This is a genomic window from Paenibacillus sp. FSL H8-0259 (assembly GCF_037963255.1).
Classification (GTDB): domain Bacteria; phylum Bacillota; class Bacilli; order Paenibacillales; family Paenibacillaceae; genus Paenibacillus_AQ; species Paenibacillus_AQ phytohabitans.
Genome location: NZ_CP150147.1, coordinates 7,467,549 through 7,492,719 on the forward strand (window position 1 = coordinate 7,467,549; position 25,171 = coordinate 7,492,719).

The 25,171-nt window shown below is 46.6% G+C and carries 37 protein-coding genes; 2 read left to right on the forward strand and 35 right to left on the reverse strand.

Features of this window, described 5'->3' with window-relative positions; genetic code table 11:
* Nucleotides 1–14: 14 nt before the first annotated feature.
* The 29 genes from rpmJ to NSU01_RS32210 all read right to left on the reverse strand — a co-directional run bounded on the left by rpmJ (nt 15) and on the right by NSU01_RS32210 (nt 15,348).
* Entirely contained in the window at nt 15–128 is a 114-nt protein-coding gene (rpmJ, locus tag NSU01_RS32070) for a 50S ribosomal protein L36 (protein WP_003322638.1), read from the reverse strand.
* Between the two features lie 53 nt (nt 129–181).
* Nucleotides 182–397: a translation initiation factor IF-1 gene (gene infA, locus NSU01_RS32075; RefSeq protein WP_018753971.1), complete on the reverse strand. Its 216-nt coding sequence runs from the start codon at nt 395–397 to the stop codon at nt 182–184.
* Between the two features lie 2 nt (nt 398–399).
* Nucleotides 400–708: a KOW domain-containing RNA-binding protein gene (locus NSU01_RS32080; protein WP_042140130.1), complete on the reverse strand. Its 309-nt coding sequence runs from the start codon at nt 706–708 to the stop codon at nt 400–402.
* Between the two features lie 11 nt (nt 709–719).
* The gene (gene map, locus NSU01_RS32085) at nt 720–1,472 is read right to left on the reverse strand and encodes a type I methionyl aminopeptidase (protein ID WP_042140131.1); all 753 of its coding nucleotides are present in this window, start codon (nt 1,470–1,472) and stop codon (nt 720–722) included.
* Between the two features lie 4 nt (nt 1,473–1,476).
* On the reverse strand, nt 1,477–2,121 hold the full coding sequence (locus tag NSU01_RS32090) for an adenylate kinase (protein WP_042140132.1): 645 nt from the start codon (nt 2,119–2,121) through the stop codon (nt 1,477–1,479).
* Between the two features lie 98 nt (nt 2,122–2,219).
* A complete protein-coding gene (gene secY / locus NSU01_RS32095) occupies nt 2,220–3,518 on the reverse strand; it encodes a preprotein translocase subunit SecY (RefSeq protein ID WP_042140133.1) in 1,299 nt (432 codons plus the stop codon).
* A complete protein-coding gene (gene rplO / locus NSU01_RS32100; RefSeq protein ID WP_039298666.1) occupies nt 3,518–3,958 on the reverse strand; it encodes a 50S ribosomal protein L15 in 441 nt (146 codons plus the stop codon). The genes secY and rplO overlap by 1 nt, the downstream gene beginning before the upstream one ends.
* A gap of 40 nt (nt 3,959–3,998) precedes the next feature.
* Complete coding sequence (gene rpmD, locus NSU01_RS32105; protein ID WP_019908243.1) at nt 3,999–4,184, reverse strand: 50S ribosomal protein L30; 186 nt, start codon at nt 4,182–4,184, stop codon at nt 3,999–4,001.
* Between the two features lie 14 nt (nt 4,185–4,198).
* A complete protein-coding gene (rpsE, locus tag NSU01_RS32110) occupies nt 4,199–4,696 on the reverse strand; it encodes a 30S ribosomal protein S5 (protein WP_036652980.1) in 498 nt (165 codons plus the stop codon).
* Between the two features lie 27 nt (nt 4,697–4,723).
* Complete coding sequence (gene rplR / locus NSU01_RS32115; RefSeq protein ID WP_042140134.1) at nt 4,724–5,092, reverse strand: 50S ribosomal protein L18; 369 nt, start codon at nt 5,090–5,092, stop codon at nt 4,724–4,726.
* Nucleotides 5,093–5,176: 84 nt separating this feature from the next.
* On the reverse strand, nt 5,177–5,719 hold the full coding sequence (gene rplF / locus NSU01_RS32120; RefSeq protein ID WP_036721827.1) for a 50S ribosomal protein L6: 543 nt from the start codon (nt 5,717–5,719) through the stop codon (nt 5,177–5,179).
* Between the two features lie 30 nt (nt 5,720–5,749).
* Entirely contained in the window at nt 5,750–6,148 is a 399-nt protein-coding gene (gene rpsH, locus NSU01_RS32125; RefSeq protein WP_019908239.1) for a 30S ribosomal protein S8, read from the reverse strand.
* A gap of 32 nt (nt 6,149–6,180) precedes the next feature.
* Complete coding sequence (locus NSU01_RS32130; protein WP_036589425.1) at nt 6,181–6,366, reverse strand: type Z 30S ribosomal protein S14; 186 nt, start codon at nt 6,364–6,366, stop codon at nt 6,181–6,183.
* 44 nt (nt 6,367–6,410) lie between these two features.
* The gene (gene rplE, locus NSU01_RS32135) at nt 6,411–6,953 is read right to left on the reverse strand and encodes a 50S ribosomal protein L5 (RefSeq protein WP_039298657.1); all 543 of its coding nucleotides are present in this window, start codon (nt 6,951–6,953) and stop codon (nt 6,411–6,413) included.
* Between the two features lie 30 nt (nt 6,954–6,983).
* On the reverse strand, nt 6,984–7,337 hold the full coding sequence (gene rplX, locus NSU01_RS32140) for a 50S ribosomal protein L24 (protein WP_019908235.1): 354 nt from the start codon (nt 7,335–7,337) through the stop codon (nt 6,984–6,986).
* A 56-nt stretch (nt 7,338–7,393) separates the two neighbouring features.
* Nucleotides 7,394–7,762, reverse strand: a complete 369-nt coding sequence (gene rplN / locus NSU01_RS32145) for a 50S ribosomal protein L14 (RefSeq protein ID WP_019908234.1) — start codon at nt 7,760–7,762, stop codon at nt 7,394–7,396.
* A 38-nt stretch (nt 7,763–7,800) separates the two neighbouring features.
* The gene (gene rpsQ / locus NSU01_RS32150; RefSeq protein ID WP_039298654.1) at nt 7,801–8,067 is read right to left on the reverse strand and encodes a 30S ribosomal protein S17; all 267 of its coding nucleotides are present in this window, start codon (nt 8,065–8,067) and stop codon (nt 7,801–7,803) included.
* A gap of 43 nt (nt 8,068–8,110) precedes the next feature.
* A complete protein-coding gene (rpmC, locus tag NSU01_RS32155) occupies nt 8,111–8,308 on the reverse strand; it encodes a 50S ribosomal protein L29 (RefSeq protein WP_019908232.1) in 198 nt (65 codons plus the stop codon).
* A complete protein-coding gene (gene rplP, locus NSU01_RS32160) occupies nt 8,298–8,732 on the reverse strand; it encodes a 50S ribosomal protein L16 (RefSeq protein ID WP_039298647.1) in 435 nt (144 codons plus the stop codon). Before rplP ends, rpmC begins: the two co-directional genes overlap by 11 nt.
* Before the next feature lie 2 nt (nt 8,733–8,734).
* Nucleotides 8,735–9,400: a 30S ribosomal protein S3 gene (gene rpsC / locus NSU01_RS32165; protein ID WP_039298645.1), complete on the reverse strand. Its 666-nt coding sequence runs from the start codon at nt 9,398–9,400 to the stop codon at nt 8,735–8,737.
* A 13-nt stretch (nt 9,401–9,413) separates the two neighbouring features.
* Nucleotides 9,414–9,746 (reverse strand): 50S ribosomal protein L22, encoded by a 333-nt coding sequence (gene rplV, locus NSU01_RS32170; protein WP_036680546.1) that lies wholly within the window; start codon nt 9,744–9,746, stop codon nt 9,414–9,416.
* A 31-nt stretch (nt 9,747–9,777) separates the two neighbouring features.
* Nucleotides 9,778–10,056, reverse strand: a complete 279-nt coding sequence (gene rpsS / locus NSU01_RS32175) for a 30S ribosomal protein S19 (RefSeq protein ID WP_039298640.1) — start codon at nt 10,054–10,056, stop codon at nt 9,778–9,780.
* Nucleotides 10,057–10,132: 76 nt separating this feature from the next.
* Entirely contained in the window at nt 10,133–10,963 is an 831-nt protein-coding gene (gene rplB, locus NSU01_RS32180) for a 50S ribosomal protein L2 (RefSeq protein WP_039298637.1), read from the reverse strand.
* Between the two features lie 27 nt (nt 10,964–10,990).
* Nucleotides 10,991–11,284 (reverse strand): 50S ribosomal protein L23, encoded by a 294-nt coding sequence (rplW, locus tag NSU01_RS32185; protein ID WP_039298634.1) that lies wholly within the window; start codon nt 11,282–11,284, stop codon nt 10,991–10,993.
* Nucleotides 11,284–11,907, reverse strand: a complete 624-nt coding sequence (gene rplD / locus NSU01_RS32190; RefSeq protein ID WP_039298632.1) for a 50S ribosomal protein L4 — start codon at nt 11,905–11,907, stop codon at nt 11,284–11,286. Before rplD ends, rplW begins: the two co-directional genes overlap by 1 nt.
* A 25-nt stretch (nt 11,908–11,932) precedes the next feature.
* A complete protein-coding gene (gene rplC, locus NSU01_RS32195) occupies nt 11,933–12,556 on the reverse strand; it encodes a 50S ribosomal protein L3 (RefSeq protein ID WP_036721840.1) in 624 nt (207 codons plus the stop codon).
* A 42-nt stretch (nt 12,557–12,598) separates the two neighbouring features.
* Nucleotides 12,599–12,907, reverse strand: coding sequence for a 30S ribosomal protein S10 (gene rpsJ, locus NSU01_RS32200; protein WP_017692074.1), 309 nt, complete (start codon nt 12,905–12,907; stop codon nt 12,599–12,601).
* A 285-nt stretch (nt 12,908–13,192) separates the two neighbouring features.
* Nucleotides 13,193–14,542: a globin-coupled sensor protein gene (locus NSU01_RS32205; RefSeq protein WP_076248525.1), complete on the reverse strand. Its 1,350-nt coding sequence runs from the start codon at nt 14,540–14,542 to the stop codon at nt 13,193–13,195.
* Between the two features lie 173 nt (nt 14,543–14,715).
* Entirely contained in the window at nt 14,716–15,348 is a 633-nt protein-coding gene (locus tag NSU01_RS32210) for a Crp/Fnr family transcriptional regulator (protein ID WP_052422125.1), read from the reverse strand.
* Nucleotides 15,349–15,591: 243 nt separating this feature from the next.
* Here NSU01_RS32210 and NSU01_RS32215 point away from each other — a divergent pair, with 243 nt between their 5' ends.
* Nucleotides 15,592–16,041: a V4R domain-containing protein gene (locus NSU01_RS32215; RefSeq protein WP_231575237.1), complete on the forward strand. Its 450-nt coding sequence runs from the start codon at nt 15,592–15,594 to the stop codon at nt 16,039–16,041.
* A gap of 51 nt (nt 16,042–16,092) precedes the next feature.
* Nucleotides 16,093–16,434, forward strand: coding sequence for a cupin domain-containing protein (locus tag NSU01_RS32220; protein ID WP_042140136.1), 342 nt, complete (start codon nt 16,093–16,095; stop codon nt 16,432–16,434).
* A gap of 89 nt (nt 16,435–16,523) precedes the next feature.
* On the opposite strand, the gene tuf is transcribed toward NSU01_RS32220, so the two are convergent.
* From tuf to rpoC, 6 genes are all read right to left on the reverse strand, one after another.
* On the reverse strand, nt 16,524–17,714 hold the full coding sequence (tuf, locus tag NSU01_RS32225) for an elongation factor Tu (protein WP_039298612.1): 1,191 nt from the start codon (nt 17,712–17,714) through the stop codon (nt 16,524–16,526).
* Between the two features lie 109 nt (nt 17,715–17,823).
* The gene (gene fusA, locus NSU01_RS32230; protein WP_042140137.1) at nt 17,824–19,902 is read right to left on the reverse strand and encodes an elongation factor G; all 2,079 of its coding nucleotides are present in this window, start codon (nt 19,900–19,902) and stop codon (nt 17,824–17,826) included.
* A 47-nt stretch (nt 19,903–19,949) separates the two neighbouring features.
* Nucleotides 19,950–20,420, reverse strand: a complete 471-nt coding sequence (gene rpsG, locus NSU01_RS32235; protein ID WP_020427074.1) for a 30S ribosomal protein S7 — start codon at nt 20,418–20,420, stop codon at nt 19,950–19,952.
* A gap of 45 nt (nt 20,421–20,465) precedes the next feature.
* Nucleotides 20,466–20,885: a 30S ribosomal protein S12 gene (rpsL, locus tag NSU01_RS32240; RefSeq protein ID WP_020427075.1), complete on the reverse strand. Its 420-nt coding sequence runs from the start codon at nt 20,883–20,885 to the stop codon at nt 20,466–20,468.
* A gap of 134 nt (nt 20,886–21,019) precedes the next feature.
* Complete coding sequence (locus tag NSU01_RS32245; protein ID WP_039298604.1) at nt 21,020–21,271, reverse strand: ribosomal L7Ae/L30e/S12e/Gadd45 family protein; 252 nt, start codon at nt 21,269–21,271, stop codon at nt 21,020–21,022.
* 178 nt (nt 21,272–21,449) lie between these two features.
* The gene (gene rpoC, locus NSU01_RS32250; protein WP_042140138.1) at nt 21,450–25,061 is read right to left on the reverse strand and encodes a DNA-directed RNA polymerase subunit beta'; all 3,612 of its coding nucleotides are present in this window, start codon (nt 25,059–25,061) and stop codon (nt 21,450–21,452) included.
* Nucleotides 25,062–25,171 lie beyond the last annotated feature (110 nt).

The following is a 25,171-nucleotide window of genomic DNA, read 5'->3' on the forward strand; positions in this document are numbered from 1 at the left end:
GCTACACCCCCTTCTTAACCTTGTTTTTGTTTGTGTTTCGGATTTTCGCAAATTACCATAACAGTCCCTTTGCGGCGGATGACTTTGCATTTTTCGCAAATGGGCTTTACAGAAGGTCTTACCTTCATGTTAATTACCTCCTCAAAGTTTTGCGAAGCAAAACTTTTGTTGTAGTTCCCATCTATTTACGGTAAGTTATACGGCCTTTTGATAAATCATAAGGCGATAACTGCACGACCACTTTGTCTCCGGTTAGGATACGGATAAAGTGCATCCGCAATTTCCCGGACACATGGGCAAGTATTTGATGACCGTTCTCAAGCTCAACCTTAAACGTTGCGTTAGGCAACGGCTCAATGACCGTTCCTTCTACCTCAATGACATCTTCCTTAGCCACAGTTAGTCTCCTTTCTCATTAGCACTTTTTCCAGCTGGCCCCCCATACTTCATCACTGCGAACCGCAGCTTTCCGTTGGTTACCCGGCCGGTTTCTTCCAAACTATCTACAATCTCATTGCTGATGAAGGGTATGAGCTCCAAGTGCTGAATATTCTTCTTCTTTGGACTATCAAACTTGCGTTTGTCCCCGTCAGCAATATATACAAATCTGCTATCAACAACTGCGATAACAACGGCAGCCTCTCCGGCATCCTTGCCTTTGAGAATTCTCACGATTTGACCAATCTGCGGGCTGCTCCCAGTATTCACGTGAAGATCACCTACGCATTCAGTTTTGTGAAAATCTCCATGCCGTCCGGTGTAACTGCTACTGTATGCTCAAAGTGAGCGCATAGTGAACCGTCTACCGTAACGACCGTCCAGTTATCTTCCAGCGTTCTGACATATCTGTCCCCGGCGTTAACCATCGGCTCAATCGCGAGTACCATACCCGGCTTCAGACGTGGTCCGCGGTCCGCTATGCCATAGTTCGGAATTTGCGGTTCTTCATGCAGTTCTGCCCCAATGCCATGACCAACATACTCGCGGACAACGGAGAAGCCGGCGTCCTCGATGTACTGCTGGATAGCATGGGAGATTGTAAACAAGCGCACATCCGGTTTGATTAACGCCAGTCCTGCGTACAAGGAGCCTTCCGTGACGTCCAGCAGACGCTGAGCCTCTTCAGAAATGCTGCCCACCCCGTAGGTCCAGGCGGAATCACCGTGATAACCGCGGTACTCTGCACCGATATCTAGCGTAACAATATCGCCTTCTACCAGTTTGCGTTTACCTGGAAATCCATGCACCAATTGTTCGTTGACTGAAGCGCAAATGCTGGCAGGAAAACCGTTGTAACCTTTGAAAGACGGCACAGCACCTTGACTGCGGATGTATTGATCGGCGATTCTGTCGAGTTCTCCAGTTGTAATACCAGGCTCTATAGCCTCAGCAATACGGCGGTGACTCTCGGCAACAATTCGTCCAGCTTCCCTCATAAAGGCAAGTTCCTGTTCGGATTTACAAATGATCATTACATTAACCCCGCAATAAAGACACGATTTCGGAAGAAACGACATTGATTTCGTTTTCTCCGTTTACCTGACGCAAAAGACCTTTATCGTCATAAAATGCAAGCAGCGGCGCTGTTTTGTTATCATACTCATCCAGACGCTTGCCTACACTCTCTTCGTTGTCATCCGGACGCTGATACAATTCACCGCCATCAATGTCGCAGATGCCATCTTGCTTCGGCGGGTTGAAAATTAAATGGTAGGATGTTCCGCAAGTGCTGCAGATCCGGCGTCCTGTAAGGCGCGCCATCAGCAGTCCGCGGTCCACATTCAAGTTGATTACGTGATCCAATGAAGTGCCGAGTCGGCTAAGGATTTCTCCCAGCGCTTCCGCTTGCGAAAGGGTTCTTGGAAAGCCATCCAATAAAAAACCTTTTTCGCAATCGGACTGCTGCAGCCGTTCTTCAACGATTCCAATAGTCACATCATCAGGTACAAGCAAGCCTTGTTCCGTGTAAGATTTAGCTTTCAGCCCGATTGGAGTTCCCTGCTTGATCGCCAAGCGGAAAGCATCTCCAGTCGAAATATGCGGAATACCAAGTTCCTTCACTACTACAGCGGCTTGTGTTCCCTTGCCTGCCCCAGGAGGGCCCATGAATAAAATGTTCACGATTCTCTTCTCCCCCCAAAAGTTCGCCACCAAGCAAGAAACAGCACAATAGGTACCGGGAAGTTTAAAACCCTAGGTACTTCACCGGAACCTATCGCCTATTTATTGATGAAGCCTTTGTAATGGCGTTTGATCAATTGGCTCTCGATCTGCTTCATGGTATCCAATGCCACACCGATTACGATCAGCAGCGCAGTACCGCCGATTTTAACCTGCTTAGGCAGCCCTGCCAGAGTACCAAAGAACATTGGCAAGATAGAGATCAAAGCCAGGAACAACGCGCCAGACATAGTCAGGCGGGACATTACTCTGGTCAGATACTTCTCAGTTGCCTTGCCCGGACGAATACCTGGAATGTATCCGCCGTTCTTCTTCATATTCTCTGCCATCTGCTGCGGATTCATCTGAACAAACGTATAGAAGAACGTAAATCCGATGATCATTACCACATACAGGAGCATTCCGAGCGGTGCTTCAATTGCCAAGTACTTGGCAATCCATTTTGCCCAATCATGTGTAGACCAGAAAGATGAGAGAACAACCGGGAATTGAAGCAGTGAAACGGCGAAGATAACAGGAATTACACCAGCCGCATTAATTTTAAGCGGAATATGCGTATTCTGTCCACCGTACATTTTGTTACCGACTACGCGTTTAGCATATTGTACAGGGATTTTACGGATACCTTGTTGAACAAAGATAACCCCGACAATAATCGCTACAACCACGAGCAGTATAATAACGACTTTAAGAATATTCAGGAACATCTGATCCGGCTGAATGAAGCTTGATTGTGCCGTAGCCGTGAAATATCCCGGTATAGCAGCGACGATTCCCGCAAAAATCAGGATCGAAATCCCGTTTCCTATTCCCTTTTCAGTGATCTGTTCACCTAACCACATCAAGAACGATGTACCCGCCGTCAGTATGATCGCGATAAGCAGGTAATCCGCAAAGGTTGCATTTGGAATCATCTCAGTGCCATAAATCCGGTTAAAACCGATAGATGTGGCAAACGCTTGAATCAAACCTAGCACTACTGTGCCGTAACGCGTAATTTGCGCCAGTTGTTTTTTCCCGTGCTCCCCTTGCTTAGCCCATTCGGCAAACTTAGGGATAACATCCATCGAGAGCAATTGCACTATGATGGATGCTGTAATATACGGGTAAATGCTGATCGCAAAAATCGAGAAGTTTTTGAGCGCTCCGCCCGAGAAGGTGTTCAAAAGACCCATCAAAGCGTCTCCGCTCTGATTTGTTGATTCCAGTACTTCTTTGTTCACACCGGGAACCGGTACAAACGAACCGATGCGGTAAATGATCAGAACGAACAGGGTAAACAGGATCTTTTTGCGCAAATCTTCAACATGCCATATATTCTTAAGCGTCTTGAACATTAGATCACCTCGGTTTTACCGCCGGCAGCTTCGATTTTCTCTACCGCAGATTGAGAGAACTTATTTGCTTGTACAGTCAATTTAACAGCCAGTTCGCCATTGCCGAGAATCTTAATGCCGCTCTTAGTGTTGCTGACAACACCAGTTTCAAGCAACAGTTGTGGAGTCACTTCTGTTCCTTCAGCAAAGCTATTCAGATCTTCCAGGTTCACAATCGCGTACTCTTTACGGGTAGGATTGATGAAACCACGTTTAGGCAGACGACGATAGAGTGGATTTTGTCCACCCTCGAAGCCTGGACGCACACCACCGCCGGAACGGGAGTTTTGACCTTTGTGACCGCGGCCCGAAGTTTTACCGTTCCCGCTACTTGGACCACGACCAACGCGGTTGCGTTCTTTGCGTGAACCAGGAGCTGGAGCAAGTTCATGTAACTTCATCGTTTGCACCTCCTTATGTTTGTTAATTTATGCGAGGCAATTAGCCTTCAATTTCAGTAACGGATAGCAAGTGACTCACTTTGTTGATCATTCCGCGAATTGCAGGAGTATCGTTGTGAACCACGGACGAGTTGGTTTTGCGCAGGCCGAGCGTCTTAACAGTAACACGTTGTGTTTCTGGACGTCCGATCACACTGCGTACGAGGGTAATTTGCAACTTTGCCATTGACGTTCCCCTCCTTAACCGCGTAATTCTTCGACAGATTTGCCGCGAAGCTTCGCGACCTCTTCAATGCGTTTCAGACGGGAAAGTCCCTCTAAAGTAGCATTGACCATGTTCATGGAATTCGAAGAACCCAAAGATTTTGTCAAGATGTCGCCAACGCCTGCCAATTCAAGTACCGCACGAACTGGACCACCAGCGATAACGCCGGTACCTTCGGATGCTGGTTTCAGCAGAACGCGTCCTGCGCCGAAATGCCCAGTAACCAAGTGAGGAATCGAAGTTCCTACGATTGGAATGTGGATCAGGTTTTTCTTGGCGTCTTCAATGCCTTTACGGATGGCATCCGGAACTTCGCCGGCTTTACCGATACCCGCACCGACATAGCCGTTGCCGTCGCCCACAACAACAAGTGCGCTAAAGCTGAAACGGCGTCCGCCTTTTACAACTTTTGCAACACGGTTAATGTGCACAACTCTTTCTGTCAGTTCTAAACTGTTCGGATCTACACGCAAGTCGTTAACCTCCTTTTAAGAAATATTCTAGAATTCAAGACCAGCTTCGCGTGCTGCGTTAGCCAAAGCCTGAATCCGTCCATGGTACAAGTATCCACCGCGGTCAAATACAACCACTGCATAACCTTTTTCTTTAGCGCGCTCAGCGATCAATTGACCCACTTTGCCTGCAGCTTCAACGCTGCCGCCATTTCCGATTGTAGCACTCAATTCTTTATCCAGTGTGGAGGCGGATACGATAGTAGCGCCTGTCACGTCATCGATCAATTGAGCGTAGATGTGTTTCGAAGAACGGAATACGTTCAAACGTGGACGCTCAGTAGTACCCTGGATCTTCTTACGAACACGCAGGTGTCTTTTGAGACGAGCCTTGTTTTTATCCTCTTTTGTAATCATGACTTCCCTTTCACTCCCTTCAGTTTGCCGTAAACAGCTTCACTTTAAGATGCACGGGGTATCTTACAATTAAGGTAGAGCTGGTTATTTCTTCTTACCAGCTTTACCTTCCTTGCGGATGATACGCTCGCCTTCATATTTGATACCTTTACCTTTGTACGGTTCTGGTTCACGTACGGAACGGATTTTGGCAGCATAAGCGCCTACGCGTTCTTTATCGATACCTCTAACGATGATCTTCGTGTTCGCAGGAACATCGAACTCGATACCTGCTTCCGGTGTAATTTCAACCGGGTGGGAGTAACCAACGTTAAGTACGATTTTATCTCCGGATTTGCTTGCACGATATCCGACCCCAACCAGCTCCAGAGATTTCGAGAAACCTTCAGTCACACCACTCACCATGTTGTTGACAACGGAGCGGGTTGTGCCGTGAAGTGAACGATGCAATTTGTTGTCCGACGGGCGAACAACAGTGATTTCGTTATTTTCAACTGTAATCTTCATGTCTTTATGAAGCTCACGAGTCAAAGTGCCTTTAGGACCTTTTACTGTAATAACGGCGTTGTCCAAAGTGACATCTACACCGCTAGGTACTGCGATTGGTTTGCGACCAATACGAGACATGTGTTGCACCTCCTTATCTTGTGACGTTTATTACCAAATGTAGCAGACAACTTCTCCGCCGGATTTTGATTGACGAGCTTCTTTGTCGGTCATAACTCCCTTAGATGTGGAGATAATCGCGATTCCCAGACCACCGAGTACACGAGGCACTTCATTGCTCTTCGTGTAAACGCGAAGACCTGGTTTACTGATTCTTTTCAGACCAGAGATAACGCGTTCCTGGTTCGGGCCGTATTTCAAGAAAATACGGATAATCCCTTGTTTGCTATCTTCAACGAATTCAGCATCACGGATGAAACCTTCACGTTTCAAGATGTCCGCGATTTGTTTCTTCATAGTAGAAGCAGGCATTTCTACTGTCTCGTGACGCACAGTGTTGGCGTTACGAATACGAGTAAGCATATCTGCAATAGGATCAGACATAGTCATGTGTGTAAACCTCCTTCCCGTTTATAAACTTCTTACCAACTTGCTTTTTTCACGCCAGGAATCTGGCCTTTATAAGCTAATTCACGGAAACAAATTCTGCAAATTTTGAACTTTTGCAATACCGAATGTGGACGACCGCAACGCTCGCAACGTGTATATGCACGTACTTTGAACTTAGGCTCGCGTTGTTGTTTAACTTTCATTGAAGTCTTTGCCACTTAGACTGACACCTCCTAAACATTTTCGGAGAAATGGATGATTCTTATTTTGTGAAAGGCATTCCCAGCTGATTCAGCAGCTCACGGGATTCCTCGTCCGTCTTTGCAGTCGTTACAATAACGATGTCCATACCGCGGACTTTATCCACTTTGTCATATTCGATTTCCGGGAAGATCAATTGCTCTTTAAGACCCAGTGTGTAGTTACCACGGCCATCAAAGGCTTTGTTGGAAATACCACGGAAGTCACGTACGCGTGGAAGCGTTACGTTGATCAATTTATCCAGGAAGTAATACATACGCTCGCCGCGCAGTGTTACTTTAACCCCGATCGGCATATTCTCGCGCAGTTTAAAACCGGCGATGGATTTCTTTGCTTTAGTGATAACTGGCTTTTGACCAGTGATCAATTGCATATCATTTACTGCAGCATCAAGTACTTTGGAGTTTTGAACAGCGTCACCCACACCCATGTTGATGACGATCTTCTCGATCTTAGGCACTTGCATAACAGTAGTATAGTTAAACTTCTGCATCAGAGCAGGTGTAATTTCATTCAGAAAACGTTCTTTCATTCTTGCTGCCATGAAGATTTACCTCCTTTCTTTAGGACTGTATTAGTCGATAATCTCTCCGGATCGTTTTGCTACCCGAACCTTCTTACCGTTATCGAGCACTTTGTAGCCAATACGTGTTACTTTACCGCTCTTCGGATCGATGTGCATTACGTTGGACACATGAATCGAAGCTTCTTGCTCGATGATTCCACCCTGTGGATTCAACTGGTTCGGCTTCTGGTGTTTTTTCACCATGTTCACGCCTTCTACCAGGACGCGGTTTTCACGAGGATAAGCAGCGATGACACGGCCTTTTTTACCTTTGTCTTTCCCGCTGATCACAAGTACCACATCATCTTTCTTCACGTGCAGTTTATTGTTATGGGATTCCAGAACTTTTTTCACTCTAGGCATTTATTACACCTCCTATAACTGACCTTTTCAATTAAAACCGAGACCGGCTCGATTTATTAGATTACTTCCGGTGCCAAGGAAACGATCTTCATGTAGTCCTTGTCGCGAAGTTCGCGAGCAACTGGTCCGAAGATACGTGTTCCGCGCGGGCTTCTGTCGTCTTTTACAACAACAGCTGCGTTTTCGTCGAATGCGATGTAAGATCCATCTTTACGGCGTACAGAACGTTTCGTACGAACAACTACCGCTTTAACAACATCACCCTTTTTGACAACGCCGCCTGGTGTTGCTTGTTTAACGGAACAAACGATCAAATCGCCGATTGCTGCTGTACGGCGTCCAGTACCACCTAGTACGCGGATACACATCAGTTCCTTCGCACCAGAGTTGTCAGCCACATGCAAACGTGTAAATGGTTGAATCATTATTAATTTCCTCCTTCCGGAAAGGGTTCAGCTTCGTATTAGATGATTACCGCTTTTTCTACCACTTCAACCAGTCTCCACCGTTTGTCTTTGGACAATGGACGAGTTTCCATGACTTTCACGACATCACCAATTTTAGCTACATTCTCTTCATCATGTGCCTTGAATTTCTTCGTGGACTTGATGCGTTTGTGATACAGATTGTGCTTTTTATAGGTTTCAACAGCAATTACGATGGTTTTATCCATTTTATCACTGACTACTTTACCGGTCAGCACTTTACGTGCATTACGTTCTTCGCTCATAGTTAGCCTCCTTCCTGATTACGGATTAAGAATCCGCGGTCACTTAACTGATCCCAAGTACTCTTTGATGGATAACGGTTTTAGCACGAGCTATTTCCTTGCGCACGTCACGAATCCGAGTCGGGTTATCCAGTTGGCCAGTTGCCAATTGAAAACGGAGATTGAAAAGTTCCTCTTTGAATCCAGCGATCTTTTGTTCAATCTCGGCAGTGGTTAAGTTGCGAAGTTCATTAGCTTTCATTTGCTTCACCACCCAATTCTTCACGTTTCACAAACTTAGTCTTTACAGGCAGCTTGTGAGCGGCAAGACGCATCGCTTCACGAGCGATTTCTTCCGACACGCCTCCGAGTTCGAACATAATCTTGCCCGGTTTAACTACGGCTACCCACTTCTCAACGTTACCTTTACCACTACCCATACGAACCTCGAGAGGCTTCTGAGTAATAGGCTTATCTGGGAAAATCTTGATCCATACCTGACCGCCACGTTTGATGTAACGAGTCATTGCGATACGGGCAGCTTCGATCTGACGGTTAGTGATCCACGATGGTTCCAGAGCCTGCAAACCATATTCGCCGAAGTTCAATTCTGTACCGCCTTTTGCCATACCCTTCATGTGACCGCGTTGTTGCTTGCGGTGTTTAACGCGTTTTGGTACCAACATGATTAGTTGCCTCCTTCCTGAGCAGCTTGTTTCTTAGCTGGGGGAAGAACTTCTCCACGGTAGATCCATACTTTTACGCCGATCAGGCCGTAAGTTGTATGTGCTTCAGCTGTTCCGTAATCGATATCAGCACGAAGCGTATGAAGTGGAACTGTTCCTTCGCTATAACCTTCTGAACGGGCAATCTCAGCGCCGCCAAGACGTCCGCCTACTTGAGTTTTAATTCCCTTTGCGCCGGAACGCATAGTTCTCTGAATAGCTTGTTTCAGTGCACGACGGAACGATACGCGACGTTCCAATTGTTGTGCAATGCTTTCTGCAACCAGAATTGCATCCAGTTCAGGGTGTTTAATTTCGTTGATGTTGATGTGTACTTTTTTGCCACCGGCGATAGTTGTAACTGCGCTGCGAAGTACTTCTACTTCTGCTCCGCCTTTACCAATTACCATACCAGGTTTAGCAGTGTGAATTGTAACGTTCACGCGGCTTGCCGCTCTTTCGATTTCAATGCGGGAAACAGCGGAATCCTTCAACTTGCCTTTAAGGTATTCCCGGATTTTGACGTCTTCCATTAAAAGAGTACCGAAATCTTTGCCTGCATACCATTTAGATTCCCAATCGCGAATAATACCGACTCGGAGTCCGACTGGATTTACCTTTTGACCCACGTGTTATCCCTCCTTATTTCTCAGATACCACCAAAGTAATGTGGCTGGTACGTTTGTTAATCCGGCTTGCGCGGCCCATGGCGCGCGGACGGAAACGTTTCATAGTTGGACCCTGGTTAACGAAAACTTCGCTTACGAACAAGCTGTTCACGTCCAAAGAGTAGTTATGCTCAGCGTTCGCAATCGCCGAGTTCAGTAGCTTCTCAACAACCGGAGAAGCGGATTTCGGAGTGTGGCGAAGAATTGCAATTGCTTCCCCCACTTGCTTGCCGCGAATCAAGTCAACAACCAGTTTCGCTTTACGAGCGGAAATCCGCACCGATCTTGCATGTGCTTTTGCTTCCATTGTTTTCCCTCCTCTCAAACGAAGACGTTAATTATCTTCTGGTTTTCTTATCGTCACCCGCGTGGCCTTTGTAAGTACGTGTTGGCGCGAACTCGCCCAACTTGTGACCTACCATATCTTCTGTTACGTATACAGGCACGTGTTTGCGGCCGTCATATACACCAAACGTATGTCCGATAAACTGAGGGAAAATGGTTGAGCGACGGGACCAAGTTTTAACTACAACTTTCTTATCTGCCTCGTTCAAATCCTCAACTTTTTTCAGCAGGTAGCCATCAATAAACGGCCCCTTCTTTAAACTGCGACCCATGTGTGAATCCTCCCTTCATCCGGTTCTTCAAACCGCGAATCGACGCTTCGCGCTAGCCTAACTTGCCAGAAGCGTCTTATTTTGTGCGGCGACGAACGATATATTTATCAGATGCTTTGTTTTTCTTACGCGTTTTGTAGCCGAGGGTTGGTTTACCCCAAGGTGACATTGGCGATTTACGTCCGATTGGAGCACGGCCTTCACCACCACCGTGTGGGTGATCGTTAGGGTTCATGACAACACCGCGAACTTCAGGACGACGTCCGAGCCAGCGGCTGCGTCCGGCTTTACCAATCTTGATCAATTCATGATCTTCGTTACCTACGGATCCGATGGTTGCGCGGCATACGCTGAGGATTCTGCGAACTTCGCCGGAGTTCAAACGAACGGATACGTATTTTTCTTCTTTACCCAGCAACTGAGCTTCAGTACCAGCAGCACGAACCAATTGTCCGCCTTTACCTGGTTTCAACTCGATGTTGTGGATAATTGTACCTACCGGGATGTTGATTAGCGGAAGGCTGTTACCAATTTTGATGTCCGCAGCAGGGCCGGACTCAACTTTATCCCCAACTTTAAGGCCTTTAGGAGCGATAATATAACGTTTCTCTCCATCAGCATAGTGGATCAAAGCAATATTGGAAGTACGGTTCGGGTCATACTCGATTGTAGCAACGCTACCTGGTATGCCGTCTTTAGTCCGTTTGAAGTCGATGATACGGTATTTACGCTTGTGTCCGCCGCCGTGGTGACGAACCGTAATTTTACCTTGGTTGTTGCGTCCCGCATGTTTGAACAGCGGAGAAAGCAACGATTTCTCTGGCTGGTTTGTTGTGATTTCTTCAAACGTAGACACAGACATGTTGCGTCTTGCCGGAGAGGTCGGTTTGTACTTTTTGATTGGCACTATAGTTTCCTCCTTACTTTAAGAGTATTATTCTACCGCTTCAAAGAATTCGAGCGGTTTGCTGTCCGGGCTAAGCTTAACGATGGCTTTTTTCCACTCCGGAGTGTAACCGGAATATTTGCCGTAACGTTTCAGTTTGCCAGGTACGCGCATTGTGTTCACACTAACAACTTTAACTTTAAAAATAGCTTCAACAGCTTTTTTGATTTCGGTCTTGTTAGAACGGATATCCACTTCAAAAGCGTATTTCAATTCGCTCATGTATTCGGATGTGCGTTCCGTAATCACCGGACGCTTGATAATATCACGCGGATCTTTCATTACGCGAACACCTCCTCTACCTTCAGAACTGCTTCTTTAGTGATAATCAGTTTGTCGTACGTCAGTACGTCAAGAACATTGATGCCGTCAGCCGCTACGAATTTCACCCCAGGGATGTTACGAGCGGAAAGTGCTACATTGTCATCATAGCTAGGAGCTACGATCAATGCTTTTGTACCAACCTTCAGGTTGTTCAGAATAGCTGCGAATTCTTTCGTCTTCGGAGCACTCATAGTCAAGCTATCCAATACGATGATGTCATTCTCAAGTACTTTTGAGGACAACGCGGATTTGATGGCCAACCGGCGAACCTTCTTAGGCAATTTCCAGGAATAGCTGCGTGGTGTTGGTCCGAAGACTACGCCGCCGCCTTTCCATTGTGGTGAACGAATGGAGCCTTGACGAGCACGACCTGTACCTTTTTGTTTCCAAGGCTTACGTCCGCCGCCACGTACTTCAGAACGTCCTTTTACTTTGTGTGTACCACGACGAAGGGAAGCTCTTTGCATAAGTGCAGCTTCATGCAGCACATGTACATTCGGTTCGATACCGAAAACTGAATCACTCAGTTCAACTTCGCCAACTTCGTTACCACTAGTATTAAAAAGTGTTACTTTTGGCATTTCATGTTCCTCCTTTCTTCAGAAATTATTTCTTAACGGTTTGTTTAACTTTCACGAAGCTGTTTTTAGGGCCCGGAATCGCGCCTTTAACCAGCAATACATTACGTTCTACGTCAACTCGGATGATCTCAAGCTTTTGAACCGTTACAGTCGTGTGACCCATATGTCCTGGCAGGCGTTTGCCCTTAGGAACACGGTTAGCTTGAATGGAACCCATGGAGCCTGGTCTTCTGTGGTAGCGCGATCCGTGTGCCATTGGTCCGCGGCTTTGTCCCCAGCGTTTGATGTTACCCTGGAAGCCTTTACCCTTCGAAGTACCTGTTACGTCAACAAATTCGCCTTCTGCGAAGATGTCAGCCTTAAGCTCTTGTCCAACCTCGAGTGACCCGAGGTCAACACCGCGAATTTCGCGAACGTAGCGCTTAGGTGTTGCGTTTGCCTTTTTGGCGTGACCTTGTTCAGGCTTGTTGGAGCGACTTTCCTTTTTATCGGAAAAGCCCAACTGCACTGCTTCATATCCGTCGATATTCAGGTCTTTCTTTTGCAGTACCACACAAGGGCCAGCTTCGATAACAGAAACCGCGATTACGTTACCTTCTGGAGTAAACACTTGAGTCATACCGAGTTTTTTTCCTAAGATACCTTTCAATGTTGACACCTCTTTTCTTTTCCTAGTTGCTTAATAATGAAATTACAATTTGATTTCGATATCTACACCGGACGGTAGATCCAAGCGCATCAAGGCATCCACAGTTTGTGGTGTTGGGTTCACAATATCGATCAAACGTTTGTGAGTCCGTTGTTCAAACTGTTCACGGGAATCCTTGTACTTGTGTACCGCACGGAGAATAGTAATGATTTGCTTCTCAGTTGGCAGCGGGATCGGCCCGGATACACCAGCACCCGAACGTTTTGCTGTTTCAACGATTTTCTCTGCGGATTGATCAAGAATTCTGTGGTCGTATGCTTTCAAGCGAATACGAATTTTTTGCTTTGCCATTTTAGTCCCTCCTTCTATCGCCCAATTTATTATCGGACATACTCCGTGAAAATTTTCTGACGTCGACCTCATGGCAAAGGGGCCGGGTGTGTCAGTAACCTCTCACATCATCGCAACGTCTCAGAACAACATTTATTATTATATATAATAGGCGGCTATATTGCAAGGGGATTTGCAAAAACAAATCAACTTTTTCCGAAAAAAATAGAAAAGGTACCTTTCTTGTTCAGAATGGTACCGTACGAGCTGCAATATGACGTTTTTCTTCTATATATAAGGTTCCTTCTATAAATTATCCGTTGCAGATTTGAATTGTCCTGCCGAAGCTGCTGTCTGCGCAGTTGCTGACCCAATACCTTCAATGGTCTGAATGAGCACCTTAATCTCTTCCTCTACCGTAACAATTCTCTGGGTACTCGTCTGCATCGAGTCTACAATATCGCTGAAGAGCCTGCTAGTCTCGAGGGACTGGTGTTTGCCACTCTCTGTCAACTCCTGAACTTTACGGATCTCCCCAACAACCTGCGATGTTAGCGAGCTGGACTGAAGGGTCAGTTCACCGATCCGGACCACCGTGTTCTTGGTATCCTCTGCAAGTCTGCTTACCTCCTGCGCTACAACACTGAATCCCCGCCCGTGGTCTCCCGCCCTTGCAGCCTCGATCGTTGCATTCAATGACAGAATCTTGGTCTGGTCAGCAATATCCTGGACAGCCGCCACAATTTTACGGATCTTCTGTGATGAACTGCTCAGTTCATTTACTGAACGCTCCATCTCATTAGTACTATCATATATAAGATTAATCTGACCCGTAAGGTTGTTAAGCTGTCCATGTCCCTCCCTGGCCTTCCCCTGTGACTCCAGAGCGGAGGCGGCAGTGCGCTGGAATGTATTGTTGACTTCATTGCTGCTCGCCACCAGCTGCTCCACAGCGGCGTTAGTATCTATACTAAGGTCTATCAGTTCTCCGCTGAATTCAGCTATCTTGTGTTTCAATTCGTTCTTAACCAGCAGATACTGTTCTTCCTTTTCCCTAATGTTCTCCTTCTCATATTCCTCAAGGACCAGCTGTTGTTCCAGATTAAGCAATTTGGTTACGGTCTGGACCAATTTGATCCTCTCGACATCTGTATGCGTCTCATTATAGATAGCCGTAATGAATACATTCTGCAGATTCTGAAAAGCGGAGAGATACCATTTAGGCTCCAGGCCAATCCTCTTATGAATATTCGCAATTTTTAGCCGCTTGGCTATGTACTCCTCGTTAACATTACCATCAAAAATCTCGATGATATGCTCGCGCAAAGTCTTTTTGAGCCGTTCAATACTGCTGTGTTCCAGAATGATTGCTTCAAGTTTGTTAACTCCAAGAACCGTATTATAGAATTGATTAGTGATATCGTCGATTCTCTGTTCTACAACCGGTTTCATCAAGCGCAGGAGTCTTAGATCTTCCTCAGTTAAATCAATCATTCGCATTTGCTCATTCAAATCATCATGCCCGTCAAGGGTATGATACATCTCTGTGGCAGTGGGTGCAAAGCTCTTGCTGTCCGTTGATGGAGCGGCGGGAGATTCCTCATTGGTGTTCTTTGAAGTCAGACCATGCATAAATGAAAAAGGACATTTCCCCATACTTCCACACTCCCTAAAATCCTAATAATTTACATTGTCTATATAGAAATATTCTACTCTATCAATAGATTAGATGTAAAGAATTTTAAGTATTATTTTGTAGAATTATGTTGAAAATACGCATGTACAGCACTGTAATTAGTCACATTTTGTCGAATAATAGGATTTCAATCTCAGATTTCTGCAATCTGAATAAGAGCTTCCAGCTCAAGAATATTTACGGTTCTTTTATGCATGGCGATAATCTTCAAAGCTTCCAGTTTATTCAGTTTACGGCTTAGAGTTTCTGCGGTAGTTCCAATCATGGCTGCTACCTCTTTTTGGGCTGACGGCAAATCTACGGATTGTGCTAAGGCATGTGCAGTCACTGCCGATTCTGCAAGATTCCTTGTATACAGGTATACCAACAGCCTGGCCAGTCTCTTCTCTACCTCAAACATGTGCAATGCCCCTGCAGCCTCCTCGGCCTGATGCAGCTGCTCGCTAACAGACATCAGGAAGCTAAAGGCAAGCCCTGCATTCTGCTCCAGCAAGGGAATAAAGTCTTTGCGGTGCATCCGGCATACCTCTCCGCTCTCAATCACCTCTGCCGTTACATCATTATTCTTATTATGGAGTAAGGCAAACTGGCCGAAATAATCGCCCGGGAAAAGAAAACGGACAATATGCTGTTTTCCATCCTTACTGTTCTGAGTCAGCTTGATGAGACCGCTCTTTACTACAAACAATGCTTCAGACGGCTCCCCTTCTCTGCACACTTGACTTCCTTTTTTATAGTTATGGGTCTCTGTAATCGATTCAATCATCACTAATTCCTCATCAGACAAGCTCCGAAACACAGGAACCTGACGTACACAGGCATGCGAATTGCAGGTAGTACAGCTCATGATCCTTCACCCTTCCTTATAGCTGACTCTAACATATCAAGATTCCGGATTCCGGCGGGTGACTGGAAACACATAATTCTCAAAAACTTGATTTGTATCAAGGATTCTTCACCGGCTTATCCTTACAATAGAATCATAGAGAGAGTAAAGGAGTTGGAGTAATTGCTGCAATATTCATTTGAGGATATGCGTCAGATTGATAGGAGTACCCTTGGTAATACGGTACCCCTTGAGTTGTTTCGTACCATACGTCTGATTGGACTCAACCAGGGGCTTCCTCTGGGAGGAAAAGGGACTACGCTTACCATTGGCAGAAAGATTGGTGAAAGTCTGCCTGTCAGTTCTGTTGAAGATCTTCTACAAATGTTTGAGGAGCTCAAAATCGGTATTCCGCGGATTGTTCATTCTGATGAACGTAGGATCAATATTGCTGTGGAGGACTGTTTTTGCAAAGGGCTTCCTTCACTTGAAGATGAAAAAATGGTATGTGATTTAGAGGGAGCGATTCTTGAAGGGGCACTCGGCAAGATTCTTGGCCGTAAGGTCTCTGTTAAAGAGATCAAATGCAACGTTACCGGTCATGAGCACTGCGAATACGAAGTAAAGCTTTAATGGATGAGAACGAGATAAAAAATTTTTAATTATGAAAGCAGGGATTATCTAATGGAAAAGAAAAGTTTAGTTGACGTGCTGCAGTATCAGGAGGAACGTTTTACAAAGAAAATCCTCTTCCAGCAAGGTGAAAGTGTTGTATTCGTGCTTAATTTCATGCCGGGTCAAAAATTGCCTGTTCATAAGCATCCTGGAGCGGATGTATATATTCTTGCTTTAAAAGGAGATGGAACCATTCATGTAAATGAAGCGGAGCAGCCCCTTATTGAAGGAGAGACTATCTATATCGCCGGAGATGAATCTTTTGCCTACACCAATGACAGCTCATCCCCTTCCAGTCTGCATGTTGTTCTGTCCAAGCTGCCGAGTCCGGCCTATGCCAAAGAAATCTAGACCCTACAGCCAGCAATAAAAACAGGGCCCCTTCATAATGAAGGGGCCCTGACTTATATTCCGGATCTATCCTAACGGATAGAGACGAATTATTTCTGGATGGAAGCTACGGAACCGGCACCAACTGTACGTCCGCCTTCGCGAATGGAGAATTTAGTACCTTCTTCAATAGCGATTGGGGAGATCAGGGAAACAGTTACAGTGATGTTGTCACCAGGCATAACCATTTCAGTACCTTCTGGCAAGTTGATGATGCCAGTTACGTCAGTTGTACGGAAGTAGAACTGTGGACGGTAACCAGTGAAGAATGGTTTGTGACGTCCGCCTTCTTCTTTAGTCAGAACGTAGATCTGAGCAGTGAACTCTGTGTGTGGGTTAACGGAGTTCGGCTTAGCCAATACTTGGCCGCGCTCGATCATGTTACGGTCTACACCACGCAGCAATGCGCCGATGTTGTCGCCCGCTTGTGCGGAATCGAGCAATTTACGGAACATTTCAACGCCTGTAACAACGGATTTTTTCTTTTCTTCATGAATACCAACGATTTCGATTTCTTCTCCGACTTTTACTGTTCCGCGTTCTACGCGACCAGTTGCCACAGTACCGCGGCCAGTGATGGAGAATACATCTTCGACAGGCATCAAGAATGGTTTGTCAGTCTGACGTTCTGGAAGCGGGATGTATGTGTCGATCGTTTCGAACATTTCAACGATCTTCTGTGCATATTCGCCTTCAGGGTTCTGTAGAGCTTCACGAGCAGATCCACGGATGATTGGAGTATCATCGCCTGGGAAGTCGTATTCGCTCAGCAGGTCGCGAACTTCCATTTCAACCAGTTCAAGCAACTCTTCGTCTTCAACCATGTCGCATTTGTTCAAGAATACAACGATGTAAGGAACGCCTACTTGACGGGACAGCAGGATGTGTTCACGAGTCTGTGGCATAGGGCCATCAGCTGCGGATACAACCAGGATAGCTCCGTCCATTTGCGCTGCGCCAGTGATCATGTTTTTAACATAGTCGGCGTGTCCAGGGCAGTCTACGTGAGCGTAGTGACGATTAGGAGTTTCATATTCAACGTGAGCAGTGGAGATAGTGATACCACGTTCGCGTTCTTCAGGAGCCTTATCGATTTGGTCGAATGCTACAGCAGCGCCACCGTATTTTTTGGACAATACAGTAGTGATTGCAGCAGTCAGAGTTGTTTTACCATGGTCGACGTGACCAATAGTACCAATGTTAACGTGCGGTTTGTTACGTTCAAACTTTGCCTTTGCCATTTGAACAGTTCCTCCTTAATGTGGGGTTCCTTATATTTGAGCCGCCCGCCTACATGCAATTCTTAGATGACTTATGTGATATACCCGGACGGCAAGTTAAAAATTGAATTTATTCTCCGCCTTTGTTCTTGGCTACGATTTCTTCAGCAATGGATTTAGGTACTTCTTCATAGTGAGAAAGTTCCATTGAGAATACGCCGCGTCCTTGAGTACCGGAACGAAGTGTTGTGGAGTATCCGAACATTTCGGAAAGAGGTACCTTTGCACGGATAATTTGCGCACCGCCACGGGAATCCATACCTTCGATCCGTCCGCGTCTGGAGTTCAACATACCCATTACATCGCCCATGTATTCCTCAGGAACAGTTACTTCCACTTTCATGATTGGCTCAAGCAGGACAGGTTTACACTTGTCTTTAGCTGCTTTGAGTGCCATCGAGCCGGCGATTTTGAACGCCATTTCGTTGGAGTCAACATCATGATAGGAACCATCTACGATGGTAGCCTTAACGTCAACAAGCGGGAAGCCTGCAATAACGCCGTTTTTCATTTGCTCTTCAATACCGGCAAGTGCAGGAGCGATGTATTCTCTAGGAACAGAACCACCGACAACTTTACTTTCGAACTTGCTGCCAGTACCCGGCTCGAGAGGTTCAAATTCAACCCATACGTGACCATACTGACCGCGACCGCCGGATTGGCGAACGAATTTACCTTCAACACGTGCTGGTGCTTTGAATGTTTCACGGTAAGCAACCTGTGGTTTACCCACGTTGGTTTCTACCTTGAATTCGCGGCGCATACGGTCGATGATAATATCCAGGTGAAGCTCACCCATACCTGCCAGGATAGTTTGGCCAGTTTCTTCATCAGTGTGAGCACGAAGAGTAGGATCCTCTTCAGTCAACTTTCCGAGAGCTACGCCGAGCTTATCTTGGTCAGCTTTGGTTTTTGGTTCAACTGCGATTTCGATAACCGGATCAGGGAAGTTCATGGATTCCAGGATAACCGGATGTTTCTCGTCGCAAAGTGTATCGCCGGTACTTGTGTCCTTCAGACCAACTGCTGCCGCGATATCACCGGAGTATACAATGGAGATTTCTTGGCGGCTGTTTGCATGCATTTGCAGGATACGGCCGATACGCTCACGTTTGTTCTTGGTAGCGTTAACTACATAAGAACCGGATTCCAGTACACCGGAGTATACGCGGAAGAACGTAAGTTTACCTACATAAGGGTCAGTCATGATTTTAAATGCCAGTGCTGCGAATGGTTCTTCATCCGAAGAGTGACGAACCGCTTCTGTACCGTCATCCAGATGACCTTGAATAGCCGGTACATCCAGTGGGGATGGCAAGTAATCAACAACAGCATCCATCATGAGCTGAACACCTTTGTTACGATAGGAGGATCCGACAATTACAGGGAAGATCTTAACATCACATACGCCTTTGCGCAATGCTGCCTTAATCTCATCCACTGTGATTTCTTCGCCTTCCAGATACTTCATAGTCAGATCTTCGTCAAGTTCTGCAACCTTCTCGATCAACTCGAGACGCAGTCCTTCAACTTGTTCCAAATAATCAGCAGGAATATCAGTAACTTCGATGTTCTGTCCCAGGTCATCCTTGAACATGTGAGCTTTTTGCTCAACAAGGTCAATGATACCCGTGAAGTCGTTCTCGGCACCAATTGGCAATTGAATTGCAATTGCGTTGGCTTGCAGGCGGTCACGCATACTGTCGATAACGTTCAGGAAGTCTGCACCGATGATATCCATTTTGTTCACATAAGCGATACGGGGAACGCCGTAACGGTCAGCCTGTCTCCATACGGTTTCGGACTGAGGCTCTACGCCCTCTTTCGCACTAAATACACCAACTGCCCCATCCAATACACGAAGGGAACGTTCAACTTCAACAGTGAAGTCAACGTGCCCAGGGGTATCAATAATATTGATGCGGTGGCCCTTCCATGCAGCGGTCGTAGCAGCGGAAGTAATCGTAATTCCGCGCTCCTGTTCTTGTTCCATCCAGTCCATTGTAGCAGCGCCCTCGTGAACTTCACCGATTTTGTGCGTACGGCCTGTGTAGAAAAGAATCCGCTCAGTAGTGGTAGTTTTACCAGCATCAATATGTGCCATGATCCCGATATTACGTGTATTTTTTAAGGAGAACTCTCTTGACATGAAATGGATCTCCTTTCAAAATAGAAGTTATTTGAACGGCTATAATCCTACCAGCGGTAGTGAGCAAACGCTTTGTTCGCTTCAGCCATTTTGTGCGTGTCTTCACGTTTCTTAACGGAAGCGCCTGTGTTGTTGGAAGCATCGATAATCTCAGCCGCCAAACGCTCTTCCATAGTCTTCTCACCGCGGTTGCGTGAGTAGTTTACAAGCCAACGTAATCCCAAAGCAGTACGTCTTTCAGGTTTAACCTCGATAGGTACCTGGTAGTTAGCACCGCCGACACGACGAGCTTTAACTTCCAATACAGGCATGATGTTCTTGATGGCAGCTTCGAAAACTTCCATCGGTTCTTTACCTGTACGTTCCTGAATCAACTTGAACGAATTGTACAAAATGCTTTGAGCGACACCTCTTTTACCACCCAGCATAATACGGTTGATCAAACGAGTAACCAACTTGCTATTATACAATGGATCTGGCAATACATCTCTCTTAGTAACTGGACCTTTGCGTGGCATGGATATCCCCCTTTCTTAAATGGTTATTATTCGGATATGCTTGTCTTATTTCTTAGCCTTAGGACGTTTCGCACCATATTTGGAGCGAGCTTGCATCCGGTTAGCAACACCTGCAGTATCAAGTGCACCACGAACGATGTGGTAACGAACTCCTGCAAGGTCCTTAACTTTACCTCCGCGCAGCAATACTACACTGTGCTCTTGAAGGTTGTGTCCGATACCCGGAATGTAAGCAGTCACCTCAAGACGGTTCGTCAAACGAACACGGGCATACTTACGAAGTGCTGAGTTTGGTTTACGTGGAGTCATTGTGCCTACACGAGTGCACACACCGCGTTTCTGCGGGGCGCTCAAATTTGTAGCCTCACGCTTGAGGGCGTTGAACCCTTTTTGAAGAGCGGGAGATTTGGATTTTTCGATTTTGGCTTGACGGCCTTTACGAACCAGTTGATTAATAGTTGGCATGTTGTGCCACCCCCTTCCTGAAATGATAGTCAATTTACAAACATTAAGTCCACAGACCCAGGTGGTTCATAAAAAGACAAATGAAAAGTCCTTGCTGCCGAAGTGTACCCCGGTACAAAAACGTTCTCTTGTTGCTATTGTTTTAAGACGGCTGCCATAGCAGCACCAACTTCTATACCGCAGGCCTTGCCCAAATTCAGCATGGTGTCCACATATGTGACCTTCACACCTTGTTTGCCGCAAAGCATAACAATTCTGGAAGTAAGCCGTTGATCTCCGTCCTCCGCCACATAGACTTCTGCGGCTTGGCCCAACTCCACCGCCTTGACGGTTTGTTTGGAACCGATCTTGACCTGAGCATCCTGTAACCCTCTATCATCAGTCATGAAAAACATTACCTCCACTGAACAAGAATGACAAGGCTACTCACGCACCTTAGACATATTAGCATCCTCAGCACACGATGTCAAGAAAAACAGCAATAATTTTATTAATATTCATAACAGACAGCCGCGTCACGCAAGGTTATCACGTGACGCGAATGCTGAATGCGATGATTATTTATTACTCAGCTGGAACCGTTTCTAAAGCGGCTTGCTTGCTTTCTTCATTCGGATCACTAAGCTTAACATTACGGTAACGATTCATACCTGTACCTGCAGGAATCAGCTTACCGATGATAACATTTTCTTTAAGACCGAGCAACTTATCCACTTTACCCTTAATTGCTGCATCCGTCAAGACACGGGTAGTTTCCTGGAAAGAGGCAGCAGACAGGAAGGAGTCTGTTTCCAGAGAGGCTTTGGTAATACCGAGCAGTACTGGCTTAGCAACTGCAGGTTCTTTACCAGACAGGATAGCTTCCTTGTTGGCTGCTTCATATTCATGAATATCCGCAAAAGCACCCGGCAGGAGAGTGGTATCTCCAGCATCGATAATACGGATTTTGCGCAGCATCTGCTTAATCATAACTTCAATGTGCTTATCATTGATCTCAACGCCCTGGTTACGGTATACACGCTGTACTTCTTGCAGAATGTAGTTCTGTACCCCGCGGATCCCTTTGATACGCAGCATTTCTTTAGGGTCAATAGAACCGTCTGTCAATTCATCGCCGGCTTCAATCTCCTGGCCTTCACTGACACGCAGACGGGAACCGTAAGTGATGGAATAGGTCTTGGACTCCGCTTCACCCTGGACTTCGATTTCACGACGGTCCTTAGTTTCACGAATTTCCTTAACTACCCCGTCAATCTCACTGATTGTTGCCTGACCTTTAGGGTTACGGGCTTCAAACAACTCCTGGATACGCGGCAAACCTTGCGTGATATCGTCTCCGGCAACACCGCCGGTATGGAATGTACGCATGGTAAGCTGTGTTCCTGGTTCACCGATGGATTGTGCAGCAATAATGCCGACAGCTTCCCCGATTTCCACGAATTTACCTGTTGCCAGGTTACGTCCGTAGCACTTCTTGCAGACCCCATGACGGGCACGGCAGCTGAGTACAGAGCGGATCTGCAGTTTGGTAACCCCAGAATTCACAATTTCCTCGGCCTTATCGGAGTCAATCAGATCGTTACGGTGAACGATGATTTCCTTCGTTTCCGGATGACGGACAGTCTCAAAGGAATAACGGCCTTCAATACGGTCGTAGAGATCCTCAATAACTTCCTTGCCATCTTGAATCCGGCTGACGGTGAAGCCTTTATCGGTACCGCAATCTTCTTCGCGGACGATTACGTCCTGTGCCACGTCAACGAGACGGCGTGTCAAGTACCCGGAATCCGCTGTACGCAGCGCTGTATCGGCCAGACCTTTACGCGCTCCGTGAGTGGAGATAAAGTACTCGAGGACGGTCAGACCTTCACGGAAGTTCGCTTTGATTGGCAATTCGAAAATCCGGCCCGAAGGTGTAGCCATCAGACCACGCATACCACCGAGCTGAGTGATCTGCGATTTGTTACCACGCGCCTTGGAGTCAACCATGAGCATGATGGAGTTGAAACGGTCCATCGATTTCAGCAGGACGTTCGTAAGTTCATCCTTAGTCTTCGACCAGATCTCGATAACACGGTCATACCGTTCATCATTAGTAATCAGACCACGGCGGTATTGATTCGCTACTACATCAACCTTAGCTTCGGATTCTTTAAGAATTGTAGCTTTTTCCTCAGGCACGATAACGTCTGATACGGCAACCGTAACACCGGAACGTGTAGAGTACGTAAAGCCGAGTTGCTTAATTTTATCCAGAATCACTGAAGTTTTGGTAGTGTGATAGGTTTCGAAGCAGCGGGCAATGATTAAGCCCAGATATTCTTTACCTACAGCACTGGCTTCCGGAGCAGCCATGATCAATTCGCGGATATCCGCGCCTTTTTCATAGATGAAGTACTTCTCTGGTGTGCCTTGCAGCAGGTTTGTTTTGGTGGCTTCATTGATGTATGGGAAACTGCTTGGATAGATTTCGTTGAAGATAATCTTACCCACTGTTGTAATCAGTAATGCATTCTGCTGTGCCTCTGTAAAGTTGGTTTTACCCAGTGCCTTAACAGGAATAGCAACACGTGCATGCAGACCAGCGGTTCCGCGTTGGTAAGCTGAAACAGCTTCGTTCACGGTACGCAGAATCATACCTGTTCCCTTTTCTTCCTTGTTATCCATGGTCAGATAGAACGTACCAAGGACCATATCCTGGGAAGGTGTAACAACCGGCTTACCATCTTTAGGGTTCAGGATGTTACCGGATGCCAGCATGAGGATACGGGCTTCAGCTTGAGCTTCAGCGGATAGAGGAACGTGTACCGCCATCTGGTCACCGTCAAAGTCGGCATTGTAAGCCGTACATACAAGCGGGTGAAGACGGATCGCGTGACCTTCTACCAGAATCGGTTCAAACGCCTGTATACCCAGTCTATGCAGCGTAGGGGCACGGTTCAGCAGAACCGGATGCTCTCTGATCACTTCTTCAAGTACATCCCAGACTTCAGGACTTACGCGCTCAACCTTACGTTTCGCGCTCTTGATGTTATGGGCAAGGCCCTTATTAACCAATTCTTTCATTACAAACGGTTTGAAGAGTTCCAGTGCCATCTTCTTCGGAAGACCGCATTGGTACATCTTGAGGTAAGGTCCTACGACGATAACGGAACGTCCGGAATAGTCAACGCGCTTACCGAGCAAGTTCTGGCGGAAACGTCCTTGTTTACCTTTCAGCATATGGCTGAGCGATTTGAGCGGACGGTTACCAGGACCTGTTACAGGACGGCCGCGGCGGCCATTGTCGATCAGGGCATCAACAGCTTCCTGAAGCATCCGTTTCTCATTCTGCACGATAATATCAGGAGCGCCGAGATCCAGCAGTCTTTTCAGACGGTTGTTACGGTTAATTACGCGGCGGTACAGGTCATTAAGGTCAGACGTAGCAAAACGGCCGCCGTCGAGCTGAACCATAGGGCGAAGCTCCGGAGGAATAACCGGGAGCACATCCATGATCATCCAGTCTGGCTTGTTGCCGGAGTTGCGGAAGGCCTCAATAACTTCCAGACGTTTGATCGCCCGGTTACGGCGCTGGCCTTGGGCCGTGCGCAGCTCTTCTTTGAGGAATTCCAGTTCTTTATCGATATCGATATCCTGAAGCAGTTTTTTGACGGCTTCAGCACCCATGCCAGCCTGGAACCCGTAGCCGTATTTCTCACGGTAGCTGCGGTATTCTTTCTCAGACAGCAGTTGTTTCTTCTCCAGAGGAGTTTCACCCGGATCGGTTACAACATAAGATGCAAAGTAGATAATCTCTTCGAGCGATCTTGGAGACATATCCAGTGCCAGACCCATACGGCTCGGAATACCTTTGAAATACCAGATATGAGATACCGGAGCTGCCAGCTCGATGTGGCCCATACGTTCGCGGCGGACTTTAGCGCGGGTAACTTCCACGCCGCAGCGGTCGCACACAACGCCCTTATAACGGACGCGTTTGTATTTACCACAGTGACATTCCCAGTCCTTTTGCGGCCCAAAGATGCGTTCGCAAAAAAGACCCTCTTTTTCCGGTTTCAAAGTACGATAGTTAATGGTTTCCGGTTTTTTAACTTCTCCGCGGGACCAAGAACGAATTTTTTCCGGGGAAGCGAGCCCGATTTTCATAAATTCAAAATTGTTAACGTCCAACAAGGAGCAACCCTCCTTAACCTATATCCTGATTTAGTACCACAGCCCTCTCTTGACGGTAAGTCAACAGAGGGCGCGGTCCTTTGTGTAATGAAATTAGTGGCTTGCTGGTG

What these genes read in the sequence shown, in the direction of transcription:
- rplN (WP_019908234.1), bottom strand. Translation starts at nt 7,762, where the DNA reads ATGATTCAACCATTTACACGTTTGCATGTGGCTGACAACTCTGGTGCG.
- rplO (WP_039298666.1), bottom strand. Translation starts at nt 3,958, where the DNA reads ATGAAGTTACATGAACTTGCTCCAGCTCCTGGTTCACGCAAAGAACGC.
- rpmD (WP_019908243.1), bottom strand. Translation starts at nt 4,184, where the DNA reads ATGGCAAAGTTGCAAATTACCCTCGTACGCAGTGTGATCGGACGTCCA.
- rpsS (WP_039298640.1), bottom strand. Translation starts at nt 10,056, where the DNA reads ATGGGTCGCAGTTTAAAGAAGGGGCCGTTTATTGATGGCTACCTGCTG.
- rpsJ (WP_017692074.1), bottom strand. Translation starts at nt 12,907, where the DNA reads ATGGCAAAGCAAAAAATTCGTATTCGCTTGAAAGCATACGACCACAGA.
- NSU01_RS32205 (WP_076248525.1), bottom strand. Translation starts at nt 14,542, where the DNA reads ATGGGGAAATGTCCTTTTTCATTTATGCATGGTCTGACTTCAAAGAAC.
- rpsH (WP_019908239.1), bottom strand. Translation starts at nt 6,148, where the DNA reads ATGACTATGTCTGATCCTATTGCAGATATGCTTACTCGTATTCGTAAC.
- rpmJ (WP_003322638.1), bottom strand. Translation starts at nt 128, where the DNA reads ATGAAGGTAAGACCTTCTGTAAAGCCCATTTGCGAAAAATGCAAAGTC.
- rplR (WP_042140134.1), bottom strand. Translation starts at nt 5,092, where the DNA reads ATGATTACAAAAGAGGATAAAAACAAGGCTCGTCTCAAAAGACACCTG.
- rplV (WP_036680546.1), bottom strand. Translation starts at nt 9,746, where the DNA reads ATGGAAGCAAAAGCACATGCAAGATCGGTGCGGATTTCCGCTCGTAAA.
- rplD (WP_039298632.1), bottom strand. Translation starts at nt 11,907, where the DNA reads ATGCCAAAAGTAACACTTTTTAATACTAGTGGTAACGAAGTTGGCGAA.
- rplP (WP_039298647.1), bottom strand. Translation starts at nt 8,732, where the DNA reads ATGTTGGTACCAAAACGCGTTAAACACCGCAAGCAACAACGCGGTCAC.
- map (WP_042140131.1), bottom strand. Translation starts at nt 1,472, where the DNA reads ATGATCATTTGTAAATCCGAACAGGAACTTGCCTTTATGAGGGAAGCT.
- NSU01_RS32220 (WP_042140136.1), top strand. Translation starts at nt 16,093, where the DNA reads ATGGAAAAGAAAAGTTTAGTTGACGTGCTGCAGTATCAGGAGGAACGT.
- rplE (WP_039298657.1), bottom strand. Translation starts at nt 6,953, where the DNA reads ATGGCAGCAAGAATGAAAGAACGTTTTCTGAATGAAATTACACCTGCT.
- fusA (WP_042140137.1), bottom strand. Translation starts at nt 19,902, where the DNA reads ATGTCAAGAGAGTTCTCCTTAAAAAATACACGTAATATCGGGATCATG.
- rpsG (WP_020427074.1), bottom strand. Translation starts at nt 20,420, where the DNA reads ATGCCACGCAAAGGTCCAGTTACTAAGAGAGATGTATTGCCAGATCCA.
- tuf (WP_039298612.1), bottom strand. Translation starts at nt 17,714, where the DNA reads ATGGCAAAGGCAAAGTTTGAACGTAACAAACCGCACGTTAACATTGGT.
- NSU01_RS32210 (WP_052422125.1), bottom strand. Translation starts at nt 15,348, where the DNA reads ATGATTGAATCGATTACAGAGACCCATAACTATAAAAAAGGAAGTCAA.
- rplX (WP_019908235.1), bottom strand. Translation starts at nt 7,337, where the DNA reads ATGCCTAGAGTGAAAAAAGTTCTGGAATCCCATAACAATAAACTGCAC.
- rpsL (WP_020427075.1), bottom strand. Translation starts at nt 20,885, where the DNA reads ATGCCAACTATTAATCAACTGGTTCGTAAAGGCCGTCAAGCCAAAATC.
- rpsQ (WP_039298654.1), bottom strand. Translation starts at nt 8,067, where the DNA reads ATGAGCGAAGAACGTAATGCACGTAAAGTGCTGACCGGTAAAGTAGTC.
- rplW (WP_039298634.1), bottom strand. Translation starts at nt 11,284, where the DNA reads ATGAAAGATCCGCGTGATATTATCAAGCGTCCGGTGATTACGGAACGC.
- rplF (WP_036721827.1), bottom strand. Translation starts at nt 5,719, where the DNA reads ATGTCTCGTATTGGTCGCAAACCAATCGCAGTACCTAGCGGTGTAGAT.
- secY (WP_042140133.1), bottom strand. Translation starts at nt 3,518, where the DNA reads ATGTTCAAGACGCTTAAGAATATATGGCATGTTGAAGATTTGCGCAAA.
- NSU01_RS32245 (WP_039298604.1), bottom strand. Translation starts at nt 21,271, where the DNA reads ATGACTGATGATAGAGGGTTACAGGATGCTCAGGTCAAGATCGGTTCC.
- rpmC (WP_019908232.1), bottom strand. Translation starts at nt 8,308, where the DNA reads ATGAAAGCTAATGAACTTCGCAACTTAACCACTGCCGAGATTGAACAA.